Annotated in this window: 18 protein-coding genes; 5 read left to right on the plus strand and 13 right to left on the minus strand. The window is 52.9% G+C overall.

Annotated features, from left to right (window positions below):
* Window positions 1–140: 140 nt before the first annotated feature.
* Window positions 141–1,601: a phospholipase D family protein gene (locus AC2LB6_RS13285; protein ID WP_490093872.1), complete on the plus strand. Its 1,461-nt coding sequence runs from the start codon at window positions 141–143 to the stop codon at window positions 1,599–1,601.
* Between the two features lie 236 nt (window positions 1,602–1,837).
* Here AC2LB6_RS13285 and mdoC read toward each other — a convergent pair whose 3' ends face one another.
* Window positions 1,838–2,968, minus strand: coding sequence for a glucans biosynthesis protein MdoC (gene mdoC / locus AC2LB6_RS13290; protein WP_490093873.1), 1,131 nt, complete (start codon window positions 2,966–2,968; stop codon window positions 1,838–1,840).
* 268 nt (window positions 2,969–3,236) lie between these two features.
* Between mdoC and AC2LB6_RS13295 the strand changes: the two genes are divergently transcribed.
* The 3 genes from AC2LB6_RS13295 (at window position 3,237) to AC2LB6_RS13305 (ending at window position 7,687) form a co-directional block, all read left to right on the plus strand.
* Window positions 3,237–4,772: a glucan biosynthesis protein G gene (locus tag AC2LB6_RS13295; protein WP_175501468.1), complete on the plus strand. Its 1,536-nt coding sequence runs from the start codon at window positions 3,237–3,239 to the stop codon at window positions 4,770–4,772.
* Window positions 4,765–7,317: a glucans biosynthesis glucosyltransferase MdoH gene (mdoH, locus tag AC2LB6_RS13300; RefSeq protein ID WP_490093874.1), complete on the plus strand. Its 2,553-nt coding sequence runs from the start codon at window positions 4,765–4,767 to the stop codon at window positions 7,315–7,317. Before AC2LB6_RS13295 ends, mdoH begins: the two co-directional genes overlap by 8 nt.
* Window positions 7,318–7,447: 130 nt before the next feature.
* Complete coding sequence (locus AC2LB6_RS13305) at window positions 7,448–7,687, plus strand: YceK/YidQ family lipoprotein (protein WP_490093875.1); 240 nt, start codon at window positions 7,448–7,450, stop codon at window positions 7,685–7,687.
* Here the strand turns inward: AC2LB6_RS13305 and AC2LB6_RS13310 are convergent.
* The 3 genes from AC2LB6_RS13310 to AC2LB6_RS13320 form a co-directional block, all read right to left on the minus strand.
* Window positions 7,678–8,079 (minus strand): MysB family protein, encoded by a 402-nt coding sequence (locus tag AC2LB6_RS13310; RefSeq protein ID WP_490093876.1) that lies wholly within the window; start codon window positions 8,077–8,079, stop codon window positions 7,678–7,680. The two genes, AC2LB6_RS13305 and AC2LB6_RS13310, sit on opposite strands and share 10 nt — an antisense overlap.
* Before the next feature lie 131 nt (window positions 8,080–8,210).
* Window positions 8,211–8,477, minus strand: a complete 267-nt coding sequence (locus AC2LB6_RS13315) for a hypothetical protein (RefSeq protein ID WP_255434135.1) — start codon at window positions 8,475–8,477, stop codon at window positions 8,211–8,213.
* 538 nt (window positions 8,478–9,015) lie between these two features.
* Window positions 9,016–9,939, minus strand: a complete 924-nt coding sequence (locus AC2LB6_RS13320; protein WP_490093877.1) for a Kdo(2)-lipid IV(A) acyltransferase — start codon at window positions 9,937–9,939, stop codon at window positions 9,016–9,018.
* A gap of 243 nt (window positions 9,940–10,182) precedes the next feature.
* Here AC2LB6_RS13320 and trhO point away from each other — a divergent pair, with 243 nt between their 5' ends.
* Window positions 10,183–11,232: an oxygen-dependent tRNA uridine(34) hydroxylase TrhO gene (gene trhO, locus AC2LB6_RS13325; protein ID WP_490093878.1), complete on the plus strand. Its 1,050-nt coding sequence runs from the start codon at window positions 10,183–10,185 to the stop codon at window positions 11,230–11,232.
* A gap of 39 nt (window positions 11,233–11,271) precedes the next feature.
* Here the strand turns inward: trhO and AC2LB6_RS13330 are convergent, their stop codons facing one another.
* From AC2LB6_RS13330 to grxB, 9 genes are all read right to left on the minus strand, one after another.
* On the minus strand, window positions 11,272–11,847 hold the full coding sequence (locus AC2LB6_RS13330; protein WP_490093879.1) for a YceI family protein: 576 nt from the start codon (window positions 11,845–11,847) through the stop codon (window positions 11,272–11,274).
* Window position 11,848: 1 nt separating this feature from the next.
* Window positions 11,849–12,424, minus strand: a complete 576-nt coding sequence (locus tag AC2LB6_RS13335; RefSeq protein WP_490093880.1) for a cytochrome b — start codon at window positions 12,422–12,424, stop codon at window positions 11,849–11,851.
* 296 nt (window positions 12,425–12,720) lie between these two features.
* Window positions 12,721–13,833, minus strand: a complete 1,113-nt coding sequence (gene solA / locus AC2LB6_RS13340; protein ID WP_490093881.1) for an N-methyl-L-tryptophan oxidase — start codon at window positions 13,831–13,833, stop codon at window positions 12,721–12,723.
* A 95-nt stretch (window positions 13,834–13,928) separates the two neighbouring features.
* Window positions 13,929–14,183: a biofilm formation regulator BssS gene (gene bssS / locus AC2LB6_RS13345; RefSeq protein ID WP_010246399.1), complete on the minus strand. Its 255-nt coding sequence runs from the start codon at window positions 14,181–14,183 to the stop codon at window positions 13,929–13,931.
* A gap of 246 nt (window positions 14,184–14,429) precedes the next feature.
* Window positions 14,430–14,702, minus strand: coding sequence for a hypothetical protein (locus AC2LB6_RS13350; RefSeq protein WP_490093882.1), 273 nt, complete (start codon window positions 14,700–14,702; stop codon window positions 14,430–14,432).
* A gap of 145 nt (window positions 14,703–14,847) precedes the next feature.
* Entirely contained in the window at window positions 14,848–15,093 is a 246-nt protein-coding gene (dinI, locus tag AC2LB6_RS13355) for a DNA damage-inducible protein I (RefSeq protein WP_003849907.1), read from the minus strand.
* Window positions 15,094–15,155: 62 nt separating this feature from the next.
* Entirely contained in the window at window positions 15,156–16,199 is a 1,044-nt protein-coding gene (gene pyrC, locus AC2LB6_RS13360; RefSeq protein ID WP_490093883.1) for a dihydroorotase, read from the minus strand.
* A 134-nt stretch (window positions 16,200–16,333) separates the two neighbouring features.
* Window positions 16,334–16,897, minus strand: coding sequence for a lipoprotein (locus tag AC2LB6_RS13365; RefSeq protein WP_090962277.1), 564 nt, complete (start codon window positions 16,895–16,897; stop codon window positions 16,334–16,336).
* A 115-nt stretch (window positions 16,898–17,012) separates the two neighbouring features.
* Window positions 17,013–17,660, minus strand: coding sequence for a glutaredoxin 2 (grxB, locus tag AC2LB6_RS13370; protein ID WP_490093884.1), 648 nt, complete (start codon window positions 17,658–17,660; stop codon window positions 17,013–17,015).
* Window positions 17,661–17,662: the final 2 nt, after the last annotated feature.

Genomic DNA, 17,662 nt, shown 5'->3' on the forward strand with positions numbered 1-17,662 from the left:
GGCTAATGCCGGTCACAGATCGTCCGGTTAAGTCTAGACTAAAAAACGCCCGTGACCGCTCACTTGTTCGGAACAGAGGTATAGCGCCAGAGGTCGGGCCGGGGAATAATAAAAATAACTGCATTTTACAGGGAATTGTCATGACCGAAGCGTTTGAGCTCTTCCAGCCATCGGAACGTAGCAGCTGGCTGGAAACACAGCTGGAGCCAGAATGTCAGCGCCATCCAGGGCTGAGCGGTGTTCATCAGCTGAGCGACGGGCTGGATGCCTTTGCTGCCCGCTATCTGCTGATACAAAAAGCGGAGCGTTCACTCGATATTCAATACTACATCTGGCAAAACGATCTCTCTGGCCGGTTGCTCTTCAGCGCCGTGCTGGAGGCGGCTCGTCGCGGCGTGAAGGTGCGGTTGCTGCTGGATGACAACAATACGCCGGGCCTGGATGATACGCTGGCTCAGCTCAACCGCCATCCCAACATCGAAGTGCGACTGTTTAATCCGTTCTCGTTTCGCACTCTGCGTGCGCTGGGTTATCTCACTGATTTTGCCCGTCTGAACCGCCGCATGCACAACAAGAGCTTTACGGTGGATGGTGTCACGACCGTGGTGGGCGGACGCAATATTGGCGACGAATATTTCGGAACCGGCAATGAACCTCTGTTTGCCGATCTCGACGTGATGGCGATTGGTCCGGTGGTAAAAGAGGTCGCAGAGGATTTCGAACGCTACTGGAGGAGCAAGCCGGTGTCGCCACTGCAGCAGGTGCTGGATGAAGATGAACCGGAAGAGGACAGTGTGAGTCTGCCACCAGAATGGCGTCACAGTGAACCGGTGCAGCGTTACCTCCAGCGACTGGAAAATTCGTCGCTGCTGCAGGAGCTGGAAGAGGGCATGCTGGACCTGACCTGGGCAAAAGCGCGGCTGCTGAGCGATGATCCGCGTAAAGGACTGGGCAAAGCGCGCGCCAAAAGCCTGCTGCCGCAGCGGATGCTGGAGGTTATTGGTACCCCGCAGGAGCAGTTCGATATTATCTCTGCCTACTTTGTGCCGACCCGCGCAGGCGTCGCGCAGCTGCTGACCCTGAGGCGAAAAGGGGTAAAAATTGCCATTCTGACTAACTCGCTGGCGGCCAACGATGTGTCGATTGTGCATGCTGGTTACGCCAAGTGGCGCAAGAAACTGCTGCGACATGGCATCGCGCTCTATGAGCTGAAACCGCAGGCGGGCGTGCCCGATGCACCGCACGACCGGGGGTTAACCGGTAATTCTGGCTCGAGCCTGCATGCTAAAACCTTCTCGGTGGATCAACAGACGCTGTTTATCGGCTCATTTAACTTCGATCCCCGTTCTGCTGTGCTGAATACCGAGATGGGTCTGGTCATCGAGAGTGCGGCGCTGGCCGCAGAGACGCATCAGCGCTTCAGCCACTCCATGCGTGATCGGGCATGGACGCTAAGGCTGGATAAGTGGGGAAGGGTTAACTGGCTGGAGTATCCGGATGAGCCGCAGCAGATTGTGCATAAACACGAGCCGGGTTGTTCCTGGTGGCAGCGCCTGCAGGTAAGGCTGGTGTGGCGACTGCCGATTGAGTGGCTGCTGTAAGTCTGCGCCTGTAGCAAAGCATCGCGGGCCAGGGACAAAAACGCCGGGAGCGTTTTTGAACAACGCAACGCGTTGGCCCGGCTACGGGCGCACCTCAGGGATGTGGAGCGTAACCGCCCGCGCTGAGCCTGCCAGGGATGGCGGTTTTGCGTCTTTGCGTAAGGCACAACCTCCCTGAGCCTGCTCAGCAAGCGCCCGGCGTTAAAAGTCCCTGCGCCGCACCTCTACATACCCTGTCAGACCTCTTTACGCTCAAACTTCCCCGAAAACAGGAACCGCAGCAGCGGGATTCGCAGGTGAATTTCATACAGCAGAAACGCGATGCCAAACACCATCAGCAGGCCGACGAAGAAGCCCAGCGTGTTGTTTTCAATCCGCGGCGTCACGTAAATGCCATACAGCAGCGTCAGCGGATGGTGCACCAGATAGATAAACAGCGAAGCATTCACCAGATACATGATGCGCGGCGAATGCGAATTCAGCAGCTTATGACCAAAGCAGAAGCAGACGTTCAGCATGCAGAGGCCCATCAGCGTCGTGATAATCGCATCCAGCTCATACAACCAGCCCTCACCGCTGCTCAGACGCTGATTAGCACAGTAGGCGACAAACATCAGTACCGCGCCGATCCACATCACCGGATTAAACCGCACAAACAGCTGCTTCAGCGGCGGATGCTTCCACGCCAGCGCGCCCAGCATAAAGAACGGCAGATAGAAGAGCGTCTGCATCACAATAATGTTAAACAGGCCATCCATCAGCCAGTCGGGCTGGAAAATAAACACCAGACGGCGGAATACACACCACACCAACGCCCACGCCAGCACGCCAGCGGCTAGTGCGCCCCAGCCAACCCGCGTGTAATCAATGGTGCGATGCTGATCGCGAAGCCAGCGGAACGTCACCATGCCCAGCGTGGTCAGCATCACCAGCACCACCAGGAACCACAGGTGCGAAATCAACTCCCACATCAGGTTATTAAACTTCTGATAGGGCGTGAAACGCGGCCAGTCAGCCAGCTTATCTGTCCACTCTTTCAGCATGAAAAATTGCGGCAGCGTGAGCAGCGGAACGGCGGTGAGTAGCGGGATCCCCACGCGTTCAAGACGCACCTTCAGGAAGCGGCGTGGCTGATAGCGCAGATACAGCATGTAGGAGAAGTATCCCGAGATGACAAAAAACACCTGCATACGAAACGCATGAATAAAATCATTCAGCAGCGTCAGCCATAAAGACGCTTCGTGACTGTTTACTGCCCATTTCTGCGCGGAGTAGATGAGGGAAACGTGAAACGGCACCCCCAGTAACATCAGATACGCACGGATGGAGTCGAGGAAGTATTCACGTTCAGGTTTTACAGTACTCATAAAGTTCCAGTTCGTTAGTACGTTTGGCCGGTTTCACCCTGAAACCGGATTATGCTCTGTGAAAATTCTACCTGGGATAAACCAGGTATACTATCAGTGGAATCCGTAGTGTCTAATTGTCCTAAAAGTAGCGTAATGCCAGACGAAATGCGGGAACAATGTTGCGCATAAGCTGTCGGAAAACCGAATAATCCTTTAAGATAAACGGGTTTGATTTAAGCACACGAAAGGGGGGGATGTGCTGACTAAAGAAAAAAATAAAGCCGGACTGATGAAGGTACGCTGGATTGGTACTGCAGTTCTGCTGGCGTTGTACGCCAATAACAGTTGGGCGTTTAACATCGATGATGTAGCCAAACAAGCCAAAGCGTTGGCAGGGAAAAGCTTCGAAGCGCCTAAAAGCAATTTACCCTCTCAATTTCGTGAAATGAAATTTGCTGATTACCAGCAGATCCAGTTTAACCACGATAAAGCGTATTGGGGCAAACTGCGCACGCCATTCAAGCTGGAGTTCTATCATCAGGGGATGTATTTCGATACCCCGGTGCAGATCAACGAAGTGACCGGCAGCGCGGTGCGCGAGATTAAATACAACCCCGATTATTTTAATTTCGGTAATGTAAAACATGACGCGGAAGCGGTGAAAAACCTCGGATTTGCGGGTTTCAAAGTGCTTTACCCACTTAACAACAAGGGTAAAAACGATGAGATCGCCAGCTTCCTGGGCGCGAGCTATTTCCGTGTAATTGGTGCCGGTCAGGTGTATGGCCTGTCGGCGCGTGGCCTTGCCATCGATACGGCCTTGCCGTCCGGTGAAGAGTTCCCGCGTTTCAAAGAGTTCTGGATCCAGCGTCCTAAACCACAGGACAAGCAGCTGGTGATCTACGCACTGCTCGATTCGCCGCGTGCGGCGGGTGCGTATCGCTTTGTGCTGCATCCGGGGGAAGCGTCAACGGTTGATGTGCAGTCTAAAGTTTACCTGCGTGATAACGTCGGCAAACTGGGTATCGCACCGCTGACCAGTATGTTCCTGTTTGGTCAGAATCAGCCTTCGACGGTGAACAACTTCCGTCCGGCACTGCATGACTCAGATGGACTCTCTATCCATAATGGCAACGGAGAGTGGATTTGGCGTCCGCTGAATAACCCGCGTCATCTGGCGGTGAGCACTTTCACCATCGAGAATCCGAAAGGTTTTGGTCTGCTGCAGCGTGGGCGTGACTTTGACAACTATCAGGATCTCGATGACCGCTACGACCTGCGTCCAAGCGGCTGGGTTGAGCCAATCGGCGACTGGGGTAAAGGCCGGGTTGAACTGGTTGAAATCCCGACGGCAGATGAAACCAACGACAACATCGTTGCTTTCTGGACGCCAGAGACGCTGCCTGAGCCTGGCAAAGAGATGAACTTCAAGTATCGTCTGCACTTCTCGCGCGACGAAAACCAGCTGCATTCCGATGATACCGCCTGGGTCAAAAATACCCTGCGTTCAGCGGGTGACGTGAAGCAGTCTAATCTGGTACGTCAGCCGGATGGCACCGTGGCTTTCACCATCGATTTCGTGGGTAAAGACATGAGCAAGATGGCGGAAAACAGTCAGGTGGCACCTCAGGTCAGCGTCGGTAAAAATGCTGATGTGGTTGAGCAGAGCGTACGTTATAACCCGGTCACCAAAGGCTGGCGTCTGGTGTTGCGTCTGCGTGTGAAAGATGCCAAGCAGTCCACAGAAATGCGTGCGGCCTTGGTTAGCGGCGACAAGACATTGACGGAAACCTGGAGCTATCAGTTACCTGCCAATGAATAAATCGACTTTTACACCTCAACGTTATGTGGAATCTCTGCCGCTGGATGCGGCAGAGAAGGCTCGCCTGAGCGTCTCATTGCAGAATGCCGGCGAGTTCCACTTCATCCATGATGCGCTGGGAAGGGATGTCGCAGCTAGTGATCGTCCGGATGATGCGCCGTTAAAATCGGTCTCATCGCGGGTTGAAATGGCCTGGCCCGATTCGCTGGCCGACGGTCAGCAGTTGGGTAAAGATTACCTCGACCGCACCACGCTGAAAGCGATGCCGAAGGTCAAACGCTCACTGATGTTCCCGGAAGCGTGGCGTACCAACCCGGTCGCCCGTGCCTGGGACTCACTGCGTGGACACAAAACGATTCCGCGTTATACCAATGCGGAAGAGCGGCGTGCCGAGGAGAAGTGGCGTCATGTCGGTTCAATTCGCCGCTACATTCTCTTGATCCTGACCATTTTCCAGACCGTGGTCGCCACCTGGTACATGAAGAGTATTCTGCCTTATCAGGGCTGGACGCTTCTGGACCCGATGGAGATGATCAATCAGAACTGGCAGCAGTCAGTGATGCAGATTCTTCCTTATCTATTGCAGACCGGGATCCTGTTCCTGTTCGCCATACTCTTCTGCTGGGTCTCTGCCGGCTTCTGGACGGCCCTGATGGGCTTCCTGCAGCTGCTGATTGGACGTGACAAATACAGTATCTCGTATTCAACGGTTGGAGATGAACCGCTCAATCCGGCACATCGTACCGCACTGATTATGCCGATCTGTAATGAAGACGTTGAGCGTGTCTATGCCGGTTTACGTGCAACATGGGAATCTGTGGTTCGCACCGGTAACGCTGAACACTTCGATGTCTACATCCTCAGCGACAGCTACGATGCGGATATCGCCATTGCCGAACAGAAAGCCTGGATGGAACTGGTGCGGGATGTCGGCGGGGCAGGCAAGATCTTCTATCGTCGTCGTCGTCGTCGTGTGAAGCGTAAAAGCGGCAACATCGATGACTTCTGCCGTCGCTGGGGTAGCAACTACAGCTACATGGTCGTGCTGGATGCCGATAGTGTCATGAGCGGTGAGTGTCTCACCGGTCTGGTGCGCATGATGGATGCTAACCCGAATGCCGGGATCATCCAGTCGTCGCCGAAAGCATCGGGTATGGATACGCTGTATGCGCGCTGTCAGCAGTTCGCGACCCGCGTCTACGGTCCGCTGTTTACGGCAGGTCTGCACTTCTGGCAGCTGGGCGAGTCTCACTACTGGGGTCACAACGCCATTATCCGCGTGAAACCCTTTATTGAGCACTGTGCGCTGGCTCCGTTACCGGGCGAGGGCTCCTTTGCCGGTTCGATCATGTCGCATGACTTTGTAGAAGCTGCGCTGATGCGTCGTGCTGGCTGGGGGGTCTGGATTGCCTATGACCTGCCGGGTTCCTATGAAGAGCTGCCACCGAACCTGCTGGATGAGCTGAAGCGTGACCGTCGCTGGTGTCACGGTAACCTGATGAACTTCCGCCTGTTCCTGGTAAAAGGGATGCACCCGGTTCACCGTGCGGTGTTCCTGACCGGTGTCATGTCCTACCTGTCGGCTCCGCTGTGGTTTATGTTCCTGGCGCTCTCTACTGCCTTACAGGTGGTGCATACGCTGATGGAACCGACCTATTTCCTGCAGCCACGGCAGCTGTTCCCGGTCTGGCCGCAGTGGCGTCCGGAGCTGGCGATAGCGCTGTTCTCGACCACTATGGTGCTGTTGTTCCTGCCGAAGATGCTGAGTGTGGTGTTGATCTGGTTTAAAGGATCGAAGGCCTACGGTGGTCCTCTGCGCCTGCTGGCTTCATTGGTGCTGGAAACGCTGTTCTCAGTGCTGCTGGCACCGGTGCGTATGCTGTTCCATACGGTATTCGTAGTCAGTGCTTTCCTGGGCTGGGAAGTCGTATGGAACTCACCTCAGCGTGATGACGATGCGACTCCGTGGAGCGAGGCGTTTAAACGTCACGGTTCGCAGATGGCATTGGGTCTGGTGTGGGCGACGGGTATGGGACTGCTGGATCTTAACTTCCTGTGGTGGCTGGCCCCGATTGTCTTCTCACTGATCCTGTCGCCGTTTGTTTCGGTGATGTCGAGCCGCTCAACCCTGGGTATTAAGAGCAAGAAAGCCAAACTGTTCCTGATCCCGGAAGAGTATTCGCCGCCGCAGGAGCTGGTGGATACCGATCGCTATGTGCTGCTGAACCGTGAACGCGCGCTGGAAAATGGCTTTATGCATGCCCTGTTCCATCCTGCCTTTAACGCACTGGCAACGGCACTGGCGACATCCCGCCACAGGCAGAGTCAGTTACTGGACTATGCACGTGACCGCCGTGTGGATCAGGCGCTGAGCGATTCGCCGGATAAACTGGGCCGCGAACAGCGTCTGCAGTTGATCAGCGATCCGGTGGTGCTGGCCCGTGTTCATACCCGACTGTGGGAAAATGCGGACAAGTATCATCAGTGGGTAGAGAGTTATCAGAAACTTAACCTCAACCCGAACGCGCTGGCAAAAAACGCGTAATCTGAAAAAGCGGCAGCGATGCCGCTTTTTTTATCGGATTAAATCAGCGATTGGTTGATAAATTAATTGCTGGCAGTCACCGCGAGCAGCGTGTGACGATCTCAACGGCTGTTCATGGCGGATATCAGTGGTGAAAGCATTCTTAAAGGCGGGAGTTGTCGCAGCATTGGTGCTCTGCTTAAGCGGATGCGGCAGTATTATCAGTCGCACCATCCCCGGGCAGGGGCACGGTAATCAATATTATCCCGGCGTACAGTGGGATGTACGCGACAGCGGATGGCGGGTCTTAACGATCCTCGATTTGCCGCTGTCGCTGGTGGTTGACACCCTATTGTTACCTGTGGATGCCAGTCACGGCCCTTACGAATAACTGCGATCGGAGTCGCTGTTATCATCTTCCCACTCTTGCGCTGCGGCTTCACCCTCTTCGGTGTCCAGCGGCGGCTCAAGCTGGAACTCGCCGTCATCCCACTCGTGCAGGGTATTTTCCGCTAACCATTCCTGACGCAGCTCAACTTCATCAAATTCAGCATCAAAAATGGCCTGTGCGGCTTCACCGCTGCGGAAGGGCAGACATTCGCCTGCTTCACCTTCATCGGCCATAAACTCAGCCTGCCACATGATATCGCCATCCTGCATCACATACTTCTGCAGGCCAAACTGGCTGATCGATGCTTCCTCTTCATCTACCTCAGGATTGTTAGCGAGGTACTCTTCACGTGCAGCATCAATCGCTTCCTCTAACGTACTGTACATGCTCATCGATCTTCTCCTTACCGGGTTCATTAACTGCAGATTCATTGGATTTCAGTGAAGGATAGACGAAATTCAGGGGAGGGAAAGGGCGGGCCGGTGCAACTGGCGGGAAATAAACCATTTCCCGCCAGTCAGGGTCAGATCATCTTTTGCGGGAAATGCAGGACGGGTTGAACGGAGTCATGAATCACGGGTGCTGAGTAACGGATACAACATTTTATACAGGGTTTAACTTTCTTAAAATTAATTCTTGCGATAGAGAGTGCCTGACTCAGATTATATAAAGTGCCGATGAATATGACCTCTTCTTTGTCAGGCATACGTTTACAACCCTTACGATGAAGAAAATGATAATTGTCCTGATCGGTACCAATAGTGACGTAATAGTAGAGACCTTTGTTCATATTATATGTCCCGTTAGAGGTTTGCTGTGTTGTCTTTTTTATAATTTTGGCCAGAGCGGTTAAAGGTCTGACTGTTACGTAAGAAATTACCGATAAGCGTAAATGACTTCAAATTACATAACGGTCTATCGGGCTGTTAAAAAAATGTAAAATGGAATATAAGCCAAATTCCTAAGGCAATAGCTTGTAATGTAAGTTAATTTTTATCGATTCATAAGCGGTGAGACACCGTTAAGAGCGGCTAAATAGGATTAGCACCTGGCATGCAGAATAATCAGCGCCATAACACATCTCATACTGGTCGCTGCAATATTAATTAATAAAAACCGAAAGAGGCTGAATGCCCCTTGCCAGCCTGCTAATTGATTAGCAATTTTAACTTTAAACAGAGATAAATTATATTATGAATACGGGGGTTTATTAATTGCTGGACCTGCGACTTAGCTTAAAAGCTGAGCCAGCAATGCGTGACGTATTTATTTAGCAGGGAGTGGGGTAAAACGCGCTAAATGCCTGACGGACATTTAGCGCGAACAGATTAGTAACGGGACGGTTCACCCTCGGGGCGGGTTTTGAAGCGGCGGTGGAGCCACATGTACTGTTCAGGTGCCAGTAGCACACCCTCTTCAACCACCTGATTCATTCTGGCTGCGGTGGCGACATCACTTTCCAGTGTAAATTCGCCGCTGATGTCGGGCAGTATCATCAGTTCATAACCCCGGCCGCCAGGCAGACGACGCGGCACGAAAGGAATGACAGCCGGTTTACCGGTGCGGATCAGCAGATGAGTCCCCACCGTGGTTGCCGCCTTTTCCACGGCAAAGAAGGGCACAAAGACGCTGCTGCGCGGGCCATAATCGTGATCGGGTGCATACCAGATAATGTCTCCGTGCTTCAGCGCCCGGATCATGCCTTTGAGATCTTTACGGTCCAGCATGCTTTTGTTGGATCGCATCCGGCCTTTAACCTGCAGCCAGTCGATCAATTTGTTGTCATTAGGGCGATAGACACCAATACCTGGATTGTGGATACCAAACATGCGCGCACCAATTTCCAGCGTCAGAAAGTGCATGCCGATGAGCAGCACGCCGCGCTGACTGTCGCGCGCCTGCTGAATATGCTCCAGCCCCGAAGGCTTATGCCATTTATTGATGCGCCAGTCAGGCCAGAACCACGCCATACCGGTTTCGATTAATCCCATGCCCACCGATTCGAAATTGTGCTTAACCATCGCTTCGCGTTCATTGACCGGCATATCCGGAAAACTCAATTCCAGATTACGCCGGGAAATACTGACGCGGTGCTTCATAAAACGCATCCCAATACGACCAATATTGCAGCCGAGAACATAGAGCAGGGGATAAGGAAGTAGCACCAAAACATAAAGAGAAGCGACACCTAGCCAGGTCAGCCAATAGCGCGGGTGAAGCAGTTCTCGTGAAAACTGAGGCAATTGGGTCATGTGAACGTAATTTTTCCTGCGTCGCGCACCGTGCGGTGCTGATATCTCATTGAATTACCCCATTGTGCCAGTTTTTACCGTACGTATAAATATTACTGACAGAGCATGCTGCTGTTAACACAACAGATAGCGCCGGAAAAAACAGCAATTAATGAGCAATTCTGACACTGGTCTTTGCATCCTGGTGAAATCAGGTATCATGTGCCCGCTAAATTTCTCCTATTGATAACAGGAAAGAACACCATGCCAGTGTTACATAACCTCGTTTCCAATAAAGAGCTGAAGGCGCGCATGCTGGCTGAAACTGAGCCGCGCACCACTGTCTCTTTTTATAAATATTTCCAGATTGCCGATCCCAAAGCCTTCCGTGACGCGCTCTACCTTGGCCTGACGGCACTCAAAGTGTTTGGCCGCGTCTATGTGGCGCACGAAGGTATCAATGCGCAGATCAGCGTACCTGCCAGCCAGTATGAAAAGATGAAAGAGTGGCTGTATGGCTTTGACCCGGCGCTGAACAACCTGCGCATGAACATTGCGCTGGATGATGATGGGAAATCGTTCTGGGTATTGCGTCTGAAAGTACGCGATCGCATTGTCGCAGACGGTATTGAAGACGAAAGCTTTGATGCCAGCGATGTGGGTCAGTACTTGAAAGCGGCGGAAGTTAACGCCATGCTGGACGATCCTGACGCCCTGTTCGTGGATATGCGTAACCACTACGAATATGAAGTGGGTCGCTTTGACAATGCGCTGGAAGTGCCTGCTGACACCTTCCGCGATCAGCTTCCAATGGCCGTTGATATGCTGCAGGGTAAGAAAGACAAAAAAATCGTGATGTACTGCACTGGCGGGATCCGCTGTGAAAAAGCTAGCGCCTGGATGCGGCATAACGGCTTTGAGGATGTCTATCACATCGAAGGCGGTATCATCGAGTATGCCCGACGCGCGCGTGAGCAGGGATTACCAGTACGCTTCAAAGGTAAAAACTTTGTGTTTGATGAGCGGATGGGTGAGCGCATCTCTGACGACGTGCTGTCGAACTGTCATCAGTGCGGCGAACCTTGCGACACTCACGTTAATTGCGTGAATGACGGCTGTCATCTGCTGTTTATTCAGTGCAAAAGTTGCGCAGAGAAGTTTGAGAACTGCTGCAGCCCGATCTGTCAGGAAGAGGCAAAACTCTCTCCGGAAGAGCAGCGTGCTCGTCGGGCGGGACGTGAGAATGGCAACAAGATCTTTAACAAGTCACGTGGCCTGTTAAATATGACCATTCCCTCGCCACTGAAGAAATAAACGTCGCCGCCTGAAGTCAGCTTCAGGCGGCGTGTTATTTTACTGACGCACACCTTCAACCGAGATCATCAGCTGAACTTTCTGCGAAGCTGGCCCCAGATCTTTGGTCATGTTGAAATCTTTCAGTGCAATTTCCCCTTCGGCTTCAAAGCCGGCGCGGTAACCGCCCCACGGGTCTTTACCTTCACCCAACATTTTCGCTTCAAGCGTTACCGGTTTAGTCACGCCATTCAGTGTAAGATCGCCAGTAATTTTGAGTTCATCACCCTCTTTCTTCACCTCTGTGGATTTGAACGTGGCCTGCGGGTTTTTGCTGGTGTTCAGGAAGTCAGCGCTGCGCAGATGTTTGTCACGTTCCGCGTGATTGGTATCGACGCTGCTGGTGTTAATCGTGACGTTGACTTTATCTGCGGCAGGGTTCTTCTCATCAAAGGTGAAGCTGCCATCGAAGTCTTTAAAGGTGCCATAGAGCCAGCTGTAACCCAGATGCTGAATACGGAACTGAATAAAAGCGTGCTGGCCCTCTTTATCGATTTTGTAGTCCGCAGCATTAGCAGTCATCGAGCCGAGCAGCAGGCTGGCACCGGTCATCGCCAGCAGAGTCTTCTTGAACATATTATTTATCCTTTTCAGAGGGAGAAGGGATGCGTAAACCTGACATCCGTTTTAAGGTGATATCGCGATCGATAAAATGATGTTTTACCGCAGCCAGACCATGCAGTACCGACAGGACCACAACTGTCCAGGCCAGCCAGAGGTGAATGTCGCCTGCAAGATCAGCCTGTTCGCCTGCACCGCTGAACAGCGCGGGCAGGGTAAACCAGTTAAATACAGAGATCGGTTTGCCATCGGCGGTGGAGATCAGGTAGCCACTGATCAGAATGGCCAGCAGCAGGGTGTACAGCAACAGATGAGCCACCACTGAACTGATGCGCACCAGCGGAGAATAACTGCTAAGCGGTTTTGGCGGCGGTGAAATAACGCGCCACACCAGACGAATAATCAGCGTTAGCAACAGAATCACACCAATACTTTTATGAATTTCCGGCGCGTCGTGATACCAGCTATCGTAGTATCCCAGGCCTACCATCCATAATCCCAGTGCAAACATGGCATAGATCGCCAGCGCCATTGACCAGTGTAGCAGCACGGCAACCAGACCAAACTGATGAGGTGAATTGCGTAATAACATAATGTGGTTTTCATAAGGAAATAATCTGAAATAAGCATCCACATTATGAAATATAAAAGCAACCTTCCTTACGCTTCTATAAGTTTTAATTTCTATCCTGAAAAGGTTGAATAAAAAGGGCAGAAAATGCTCAATATTACTGAATGAGTATTTTGGGGCAGGAAGCTCGTCAACTAAAAAGGGCGGGAATTAACCATAAGGGCGAAACAAATCAGCGCTGTTATGTCAATAACGTTCAGCTTCCTTCAGTTAATGTCAATCGGGTGGCACCTGTCTGATACCACCCGTTATCAGAGTCAGAAGCGTGAAAGACGGAAAGGTGCCAAATCAAATGAGAACGGTTTTTTCTGGGCGAATTCCGCAGCCAGTTCGCCTAATACGCTGGCAAATTTAAACCCGTGTCCGCTAAGTCCGGTAATTAATAAGCGATCAGGCTCACCCGGCAGAGTATCAATAATGAAGTCTTCATCCGGGCTGAAATCGTAGCTGCAGGCTTCGCCATGCAGACAGACACCCACGCCAGGTAAAAACTGACGGAGGAAACCAAAAGCTTCACTGCCATCTGCGGCTACCGCGCCAAAGGGTTTACGATCCTCAGGCTGCTGCATCAGCTGACCGCCATCATGACGACCCACTTTCAGTGCGTTGTTATCCGCCGGGAAGCCGTAAAACTGGCTGCCATCCGCCATTTCCACGGTAAAGCCGGGAAACTTATTATTTTCGCTGTAGCGGCCATCGGCCTGATACCAGGCAAACACTTTGCGGGTCGGCGCCACCGGCAGGCCAGGCACTAATTTGCCAACCCAGGTTCCGGCACTGACCAGCATTTTGCGGCCCCGGTAGATACCATCCAGGGTGGTAACCTGCTGCAGATCGCCATCACGACCCAGTTCAGTGACCGGGCAGTTAAACAGCTGCGCACAGCCCGCCTGTTCCGCCAGCTGGATCCAGCTGCGAACGGCCTGCTCGCACTTGAGATAACCGGACTCCGGCTCAAAGACGCCCAGATAACCTTCAGGTACGTTGATTTGCGGCCAGCGCTTGCGCACTTCATCGGGCTGCATGACCTCGATGTTGAGCTGCCAGCGGGAGGCACTGTCGATAACGTTCTGGATAAAGGGCGACTGAAGCGGCGCAAGGTTGAGTACACCGCTGCGATGCATGATGCGCTCTCCGGCACGCTGTTCCAGCTCATCCCATAGCGACTGCGCCCGCAGGACCAGGGGAACATAGCGTTCGCCTTCACCATAGGCGTGACGAATCAGACGGCTCTCGCCATGATGCGTGCCCTGATTGTGGGGAGGATGGGCGCTGTCGATCATGAGTACCGACAAACCTGCCTGGGTGGCATAGTAGCCTGCCGCCGCGCCCACTGAGCCACTGCCGACGACGATAAGATCATAAATCATGGTAACTACGCTCTAAAGGGACAGATAATCAAAAGCATACCAGAAACAGAAACGAAAAAGGCACCCCTGAGGGCGCCTCTTTGATGCGGCAGAAATTAATGCTTTTTGAGGAGTCGTTCTATCTGCTCGGCTGATTCTATCTTGGCGATACCCGCTTCGAGAATCGAGATAAATTGCCTTGCCACATCCGTTGTCAGCCAGTAAGTCGGGCCAACATCCGCTTCTTCTTCTTTTTGATCCTGCGACGACAGCGAGTGCAGGCGGATCATCATGGCGTCATAGCTATCAACGGTACTGATATCCCAGCCCACCAGCGGATGAGTCTGAATAACGTCTTTTCTTCTGTCCATTATAACCTCCTTATTACTCGTTAAACGAAGTGCATGGTGAGGTTCAATGCGGCTTTTTTATTCCAATAGCAAAACTATTATAACAGTAAACCAGTGCATCACTGTTTAAAAAATGCCGTGAGTCAGCTTCTCACAGAATATTTGCGTTTGAAAGGAGGGGAGGAAAAAATAAAATGCCTGGCGGGCAGGCATTTTAATCACTATTCAATGGGCCGGCAAATAGCGGGTTAAGCCGCATGTGCGTGCTCAGAGTGTCGGGGTTTCCGGCACGATACCGCCGCCGCGTTTTTGCAGGTTTTCTGCCAGACGGGCAAAGTGCTGCTGAAGCTGCTCATCATGGTTTTGATTTTGGGCTTCCAGCGACAGATTGTGCACCAGCAGCTGACTGGCACGATCGTCAAGACAGAAAATCAGACTGGAAAAAGCATTCTCCAGCACCGTTAAACGACGCTGTTGATCACCAATCAGTGCTAACAACTCACCAAAGGTCATCGCCTCTTCCGGTTTATCAGTAGTCATGGTGCGCACCTCCTGTTATGCGTGACGAGCGCAAGGATAGGGCATTGATCATTAAGAGTCTAGATGCAGAGAGGGGGAAGTGCGAGAGGGGAGAAAAGATAAAAAAACCGGGTGGCGACACCCGGAAAAAAAAGCACAGTGGCGGTTAATCAGTAATGAACCAGTCATCAGCGCTTTCCCACGTCTGCTGCAGGATTTCGCTGATCTGGTCGCGCGTCTCTTTTCCACCGCCCAGCACGCTGAGATTGTTGGCACTGGCGTAACGTACCTTGACGTGATTGGTCGAGTCAGGGAACTGTTCATCAATGCGGCGCGATAATTCATCGCTTAACGCTTCAATCGCGCCAGCAGGAAGAGGTCGGGTATTGGATACGGTAATTTCAACGCGCATAATAGCCTCCGGTTAAGATGCTGTATATATTTACAGTATCGGCAGGCCGGAGGCAAGTAAAATTATGCTATGCGCCAGTTCAGTGTTTCACCCGCCAGGAACGGCACCAGTGAATGGCTGCCGAGCGCAATAGACTCTGGCACCTGCCAGGGCTCACGCACCAGGGTAATCGTCCCTTCATTCAGCGGCAGGCCGTAGAAACGCGGGCCGTTTTCAGAACAGAACGCCTCAAAATGTTCCAGCGCGTTCAGCTCTTCAAAAACGGTGGCGTAAGCGGGCAACGACGTCGGCGCATTAAAGACGCCGGCACAGCCACAACTGGCTTCTTTGAGGTGACGTAGATGCGGCGCGGTGTCGGTGCCGAGGAAGAAGCGAGGATTCCCGCTTGCCACCACTTTGCGCAGCGCTTCCTGATGCACGTTGCGCTTCAGGATGGGCAGGCAGTAGAGGTGCGGACGAATACCGCCCACCAGCATATGGTTGCGGTTAAACATCAGATGCTGTGGCGTAATGGTCGCGCCCAGCGTCTCATCAGCATCAGCGACGTAATCAGCGGCGTCCTGAGTCGTAATGTGCTCCATCACCACTTTCAGTGCCGGAAACTGGCTGCGCAGCGGCACCATGACGGTTTCGATAAAACGGGCTTCGCGGTCAAAGATGTCGATATGCGCATCGGTGACTTCGCCGTGGATCAGCAGCGGCATACCGAGTTTCTGCATCCGCTCCAGCACGCGGGCGATCGACGCGATATTGGTCACGCCATGGCTGGAGTTGGTGGTGGCGTGCGCCGGATAGAGCTTAGCCGCGGTAAACAGACCGGCGGTGAAGCCGCGCTCAAGTTCATCAGGATCCAGCGAGTCAGTCAGATAGCAGGTCATCAGCGGCATAAAGGTGTGATCGGCGGGCAGCGCCGCCAGGATGCGAGCGCGGTACGCTTCACCTGCCGCCACACTGGTCACCGGTGGCACCAGGTTAGGCATCACAATGGCACGACCATTCACCGCGCTGGTATAGGGCAGGACCGTTTTGAGCATCTCATCGTCACGCAGATGAATATGCCAGTCGTCAGGGCGACGCAGGGTAAGTTGCTGAGGTTGTGCTGTCATCAGTGAAGCTCCGGCAGAAGGGAAACAAAAGGCGTGTTTTGGCCGGGGTATAAGCATAAGGATTCAGGCAACCGTTTGCACCTGCTTTTTATGCCGACAAAGAAAATCCGCGCCGGAGGGCGCGGAGATTGGGGTTACTGCGTAAAGGGGATGACCAGTTCGCCGGGTTTCACTTCCAGCCCTTTGGCAAACTTCTTCGCCAGCGACTCGCCTTTACTGCGGTCAGCACTCAGGACGTAAGCCGGGTTTTGATCAAAATAGCTTTTCAGTGACTGATTCAGGTAAGGCGTCAGCGTTTTCATAATTGAGGCCATTTTTTCCGGCGCAACCTGCGCATCAACAATCTCCAGATCGCGCAGATAGATGGCACCCTGCTGCTGGTCATAGACCGGCTGAGCACGCATCTTCAGTTGCATATCAGCTTGCTGCGGGCCAAACAGCGATGTCACGTTGATTTTTGCGTTGCCGGAGAGCGTCACTTTACCCGGCTCTTCGCGGCCAATCTGGCTGGTCAGGTTGTTCAGCACGATGTGCGCGTTAACCAGTCCGGAGACGCCAATATCTTTCTCGTAGTTGTTGTGCTTCTGCAGCGCCTGATTCACTTCCTGTTCGTTGATAGTGTATTGCGTCAGTTGATTACAGCCGCTCACCAGCAGCGCGATCAACAGGGCCGTCAGCCCGAAAAATGCCTTTTTCATCGATCTTTATCCTGAATATCAGAGCCAGTAAACAGGCAATAGCCTGCCTGAATGCGTGGCGGGTGTCATCAGGAAAGAGATGAGAAACGCCGCAGCGTCTCTCATCGGGGCAGGATTAGTGGGCTATTGAGGAGAGCAGATTTACCTGGGTCTGCTTGGCCATATTATCGCGGTAGTCGGCGACCCGTGCGGGCCAGTCTATACCCGCCACCAGCGTCAACGAGCGCAGCAGCGGGAACAGATTAAAATCATCTTCCGACAGCTCGCCGTTTACCGCATTGGGCTGTTCGATTAATTTGTCCAGCTTGCGCAGATCCTGGCTGACATTTTTAATCAGCCCGGCTGAGTGACTATTCAGCGTGTCGAAGTCACCGATACTTGCCTGCTTTTTAGTGCGGAAATAGTCACGCGCCTCCGGGGTGGCGAATTCGGCAAACGCGGCGTCTGCAATGCGCGGCAGCAGCAGCTTATTGACGTAGCTGTTCATATGACGCAGCCACTCGCCAATCGCCGGGTTCAGCGCGCCGGTGATCAGCGGCTCGCGATCCTGCTGATCGACGTAATGCACAATCTCCATGCTCTCAGGCATCGCGCTGCCATCCTGCTTCTGCAGAATTGGTGCCATTTTCTGACCAATCAGTCGTTTCGGCGTCTCTTCATCGTCGTTGAGCATCACCACCAGCTCAACCGGCTTATTTTTCAGGCCAAAAATCATTCGCGCTTTAACGCAGAAAGGGCAGTGGTCATAGATATAGAGCTTCATCC

The sequence above is a fragment of the Pantoea sp. RCC30.1 genome, from assembly GCF_058148845.1.